The organism is Syntrophomonas sp. UBA1041, assembly GCF_002316705.1.
GTDB lineage: Bacteria > Bacillota > Syntrophomonadia > Syntrophomonadales > Syntrophomonadaceae > DTU019.
Window position 1 is genome coordinate 1 of sequence record NZ_DCEA01000049.1, and the last position, 4,268, is coordinate 4,268.

Genomic DNA, 4,268 nt, shown 5'->3' on the forward strand with positions numbered 1-4,268 from the left:
ATAATTTTGCATAATTTGGCAATTATTCCCTTATGCCGCATGGTTTATCACCTCTGCGACTTATTATTGCCAAATTATGCAAAATTATACCCCTGCCTTGGCCGCTTTCGGATATGCTTATAACCGGGGTCTTAAGAACAGCGCTATATCATGTGGGTTGACCAGGGCGCAATCAGCCCGGATGTGCTGTTTTTTGAGAGGGCTGCCAAGGTGATAAACGCCACAGAATCGCCGGCCTACTCCCGCCGGAATCTGGTCGCTGTTACCGCAGGCTAAATAATAAGGGACAGGTGCACTCCTCCCGGCGGGAAGACGGCGCGGCTGTCCCCTGGTGTTTTCTGAATTATTAACTCAGTTTATCTAAAACGTCCTCGGTGAGATTCATATTGGTATATACTTTTTGAACATCGTCATGATCCTCTAAAAGATCTATCAACTTGATGATTTTCAGGGCGGTATCCACATCACTGATTTCCACCTGGGTTTCCGGCAGCATGTCTAAATCGGCCTCGGCTATGGCAATACCCGTATTTTCAAGGGCTTCCTTCACCTCCAGAAAATTGTCCTGGCCAGTGATGATATCATAGCTGTCGCCCTCGTCGCGCACATCATCAGCACCGCACTCCAGGGCCATAAGCATCAGTTCTTCTTCATCCGGGGCATTGGCTTTGTCAACGTTGATCAGTCCCACCCGTTTGAACATCCAGGATACACAGCCGCTTTCCCCCAGATTGCCGTTATGCTTGGAGAATAAATGCCTGATATCAGGTGCGGTGCGGTTGCGGTTGTCGGTGGCAATGTCCAGCATTACCGCTACTCCGGCCGGGGCATAACCCTCATAGCAAAATTCTTCGATGGCCTCGCTCTGTATCTCCCCGGTGCCCTTCTTTATGGCCCGGGTGATGTTCTCATTGGGCATATTGATGCTTTTGGCTTTTTGTATGGCCAGCTTCAGCTTGGCGTTGCTTTCCGGATCGCCGCCTCCGCCGCTTTTGACCGCAATTGTGATCTCTTTGGCGACTTTAGTGAATTCCTTGCCGCGTTTCTCATCGGAGCGCGCTTTCTTGTGTTTGATATTGGCCCATTTGGAGTGTCCTGACATTACATAAAACCCCCTTAATAACCGAATGCTACCAGAGTCCCGGTATCAGCCTTTTGCTATTCTGCATATATTCTTTATATCGATCCCCAAAATACTTCAACATGAACTCCTCCTCCAGCTTGATGCGATAGACCAGGGCCGGCAGGGTGAAGAGAAGCGTAATCAATAAAGCCCCCCAGGAATTGAAAATCATATCAATGGCCAGCAAGCTTATGAAGACCCCCAGGTATAAAGGATGGCGAATGCTTCGATAAGGGCCGCTGGTAACAAGCTGATGCCCCTCATATACCGCGATGCGGGGGTTAAAATATTTCCCTATGGCCCTTAAGCCCCAGCCTCGATAGATACAGGAGATTACAAATAAAATTACGCCTATATATATGATGCCGGGCTCCAGGTCAGAAATACGCGTGTAATGGGTGGATAAGAAATCAATGGCGGCGTAAAAAAGGGCTATCATCGAGGACAACTGCAGATAAGCGTAAGACCATTGATCATCGTCCTCAGTGACGAATACATCAGGATCCTGATATAACAAGGTCTCGGAGATGATGGTCCAGATAAAATAAATGCCTACAAACCCGGTGATGACTGCAAAGTCAAATCTGGGCAGGCGGCCGCTAAGGACATAATTGTTGGCCACATAGGCCACATACAGGAATACCATTACGGCAACCGTAACCCGAATCAATACACTCTTTTGCCTGGAATTCATAGCATCATCCCTTCAATTCCCCGGTTTGGTTGTAAATCACTTTCAGTCCAGCTTCAAATCATCGGGCAGCACTGCTACCCGGGGCAGGTGCTGTTTGTGCCGGTTGGCTTTCATCATGGCCTCGATTTTGGCAATAACCGCCTCATCACCCTCGCCTGTACTCAGATAGGCGTCTAACTGCTTATAGGTGACCCCCATTTCCCCCTCATCGGTCTGTCCAACCCACAGCCCGCCGGAAGGCGGCTTATTTATAATGACATCCGGCACCTGCAGGTAACTGGCCAGGGCGAATACGTCTTTCTTCAGCAAGTCGCCCAGTATCTGCAAATCCACCGCACTGTCGCCATATTTAGTGCTGTAGCCCACGCTGATCTCGCTTTTGTTGCTGGTTCCCACCACCAGATAGTTCCTGGCTTGAGCCAGATAGTACAGTGTCAGCATGCGCAGGCGCGGTTTTATGTTGGCCTTGAGCAGTTGGCCCGAGTCCCGATCCGTTTTGAGATAGGCCTCAAACTGGGCCACCAGGAGCAGGTAGGGATTATCAAGGTCTACGATTTGGTAGGGAATGTCGTTTTGTTCTGCCAGGAGCTGGCCATGCCAGAGGTCGGTCAGATTGCTTTCACAGGGTAAGAGTAAGGCCTGCGTCTGGCCGGGGAAAGCCCTTTTGGCAATCAGCGCCGCTACCGCGGAATCCACGCCGCCGCTTACCCCGAGTACCACCCCGTTCTTTCCAGCCGCTGCCACCTCGCTGCGCAGCCACTCTACCAGATAGTTTACCACTGCCTCCGGATTCATTGTTCTAGTCTCCTTTAAAGAATTCGTGTGCCCCCGGGATGAATCCGGGATGGGTGCAGCCATTCTGAAGCTGTTACTCTAAAACCCGCAACAAATCGGGCCGGGCCCGCTGCCGGAGTTAAAGGGCACTGCATAACTGTATATTAGATAAATCCCCTCAGGTCAAACCCCGGGACTTTCAACCCCATTGCCTCAAATTCATCGACTTATATACAATTCAACAACTGCCATCCGAATCCTGCCGAAGTATTCGAATTCTATCCGGCCGGGCCAATACATATAGAGCCGGTCTGTCGATCGGTTTTATGGTTTGGAGTGATGGAGCGGGACGATCTCCATCTGCCCCCAGGCTGCCATTTGATCGCCTTTTATGGTTAATACCCCGGTTACTCCGGGTATTTCCCGGGCAAAATCCACAGCCTTCATCAGATCAGCTTTGCAGGACACCATATTGCCTGCGCCGGTGGCCACGGCGTCGGCCAGGGCTGCGGAATCAGCCCTGATGACCACCGCATCGGCTCTGCCCAGGCTCAAGCTGTGGCCCACTGTTCCCGAGGAGGTGCATATGCCCACCCCTTCTTTGCTGCCGGCGATTCGTATACCAATACGATAACTGAAACGGGACTCGCCTGCAAATACAGCCACGATTCTCTCCTGACTGCTCTTCAGATAAATATCTCCGCCGTTTTCCACGATGACTTCCTGGCAAAGCGGGGCCAGCTTTTCCCCCATGAGCTCGGCTATGGTTCCGGCAACTGCCGCCATGGGGCCGACTCTGGCCGGTGCGGAGGCCAGGCCCATGCGCCGGGCGATTTCCGGAGCATCACCGCGCAGGGCGATAGGGAGCAAGGTAGTTTGAAACAGAGGCTGCAGCTTGATGTAATCTTCCAGTTCACCGCGCAGCCTGATCAGATAATTGCGGCATAAAGTCAAAAGGCTATCGGAGTAGTTTTTAAGATCCACTCCGATAGCCAGGTCGCTCTGTTTGACCCGCACCTGAAAATATTTCAAATCCTGGCCTTCATGCCAGTCGCGGTAGTCTCTCTGTACATAACTCCGCTCACCTTTCATAGATAAACTAAACAGCCTCCTTGAGTTCAAAATGCAGTTTTATGGCCAGGGTGGGACAGCACTCCAGACACATGCCGCAGACCACGCAGCGGGAATTGTCAAAGGAGACGATCATGCTTTCGCGTTCGATAGACAATGCCTGGGTAGGGCAAAATGAAGCACAAGCCCCGCATTGTATGCATAATTCGTCGTGCCAGACCACTGTCTGGCTCAAGGGCTCCACGATCACTCCCAGGTTTTCCAGGAATTTGATGCCCGCCTCATAATGGGGTTTGTCTCCTTCCAATTCCACTACCAGATAGCCTTCTTTTTGCGGGTTGATGTCGGCCTTGAGTATATTCACTATCAAATCGGTATTCTTGATCAATTGATATATAATCGGCTGTTCAGACTGTACCGCCGAGAAATACAATACCACTCTGTTTTTCATAACTGTCTACCTCCTGTTCCTGACCATGGACAAAACCCCGTTGGGCTGGCGATCAGGAAGTGATTTGAAGTCTATCTGGCTGTCAGCTCCCGGCAAGGCTGCCACCGGTTGGGTCAGTTCAAATTGGCCGGCCTGAATCCATGCTTTGAGAATGC

General features: G+C 51.1%; 6 protein-coding genes. 1 reads left to right on the forward strand and 5 read right to left on the reverse strand.

Annotated features, from left to right (window positions below; genetic code table 11):
* Positions 1-150: 150 nt before the first annotated feature.
* A complete protein-coding gene (locus B2633_RS07435; RefSeq protein ID WP_483169964.1) occupies positions 151-276 on the forward strand; it encodes a hypothetical protein in 126 nt (41 codons plus the stop codon).
* 70 nt (positions 277-346) lie between these two features.
* Here B2633_RS07435 and B2633_RS07440 read toward each other — a convergent pair whose 3' ends face one another.
* The 5 genes from B2633_RS07440 to B2633_RS07460 form a co-directional block, all read right to left on the reverse strand.
* A complete protein-coding gene (locus B2633_RS07440; protein ID WP_483169965.1) occupies positions 347-1,102 on the reverse strand; it encodes a YebC/PmpR family DNA-binding transcriptional regulator in 756 nt (251 codons plus the stop codon).
* Between the two features lie 28 nt (positions 1,103-1,130).
* Positions 1,131-1,817 (reverse strand): methyltransferase family protein, encoded by a 687-nt coding sequence (locus B2633_RS07445; RefSeq protein ID WP_483169966.1) that lies wholly within the window; start codon positions 1,815-1,817, stop codon positions 1,131-1,133.
* A gap of 42 nt (positions 1,818-1,859) precedes the next feature.
* Positions 1,860-2,612, reverse strand: coding sequence for an NAD(+) synthase (nadE, locus tag B2633_RS07450; RefSeq protein WP_483169967.1), 753 nt, complete (start codon positions 2,610-2,612; stop codon positions 1,860-1,862).
* Positions 2,613-2,915: 303 nt separating this feature from the next.
* The gene (locus tag B2633_RS07455; RefSeq protein WP_483169968.1) at positions 2,916-3,683 is read right to left on the reverse strand and encodes a UPF0280 family protein; all 768 of its coding nucleotides are present in this window, start codon (positions 3,681-3,683) and stop codon (positions 2,916-2,918) included.
* Between the two features lie 7 nt (positions 3,684-3,690).
* The gene (locus B2633_RS07460) at positions 3,691-4,113 is read right to left on the reverse strand and encodes an NIL domain-containing protein (protein ID WP_481037997.1); all 423 of its coding nucleotides are present in this window, start codon (positions 4,111-4,113) and stop codon (positions 3,691-3,693) included.
* Positions 4,114-4,268 lie beyond the last annotated feature (155 nt).

Bases quoted from the DNA above. Each gene is read 5' to 3' on its own strand.
- nadE (WP_483169967.1), bottom strand. From the start codon at position 2,612: ATGAATCCGGAGGCAGTGGTAAACTATCTGGTAGAGTGGCTGCGCAGC.
- B2633_RS07460 (WP_481037997.1), bottom strand. From the start codon at position 4,113: ATGAAAAACAGAGTGGTATTGTATTTCTCGGCGGTACAGTCTGAACAG.
- B2633_RS07435 (WP_483169964.1), top strand. From the start codon at position 151: ATGTGGGTTGACCAGGGCGCAATCAGCCCGGATGTGCTGTTTTTTGAG.
- B2633_RS07455 (WP_483169968.1), bottom strand. From the start codon at position 3,683: ATGAAAGGTGAGCGGAGTTATGTACAGAGAGACTACCGCGACTGGCAT.
- B2633_RS07445 (WP_483169966.1), bottom strand. From the start codon at position 1,817: ATGAATTCCAGGCAAAAGAGTGTATTGATTCGGGTTACGGTTGCCGTA.
- B2633_RS07440 (WP_483169965.1), bottom strand. From the start codon at position 1,102: ATGTCAGGACACTCCAAATGGGCCAATATCAAACACAAGAAAGCGCGC.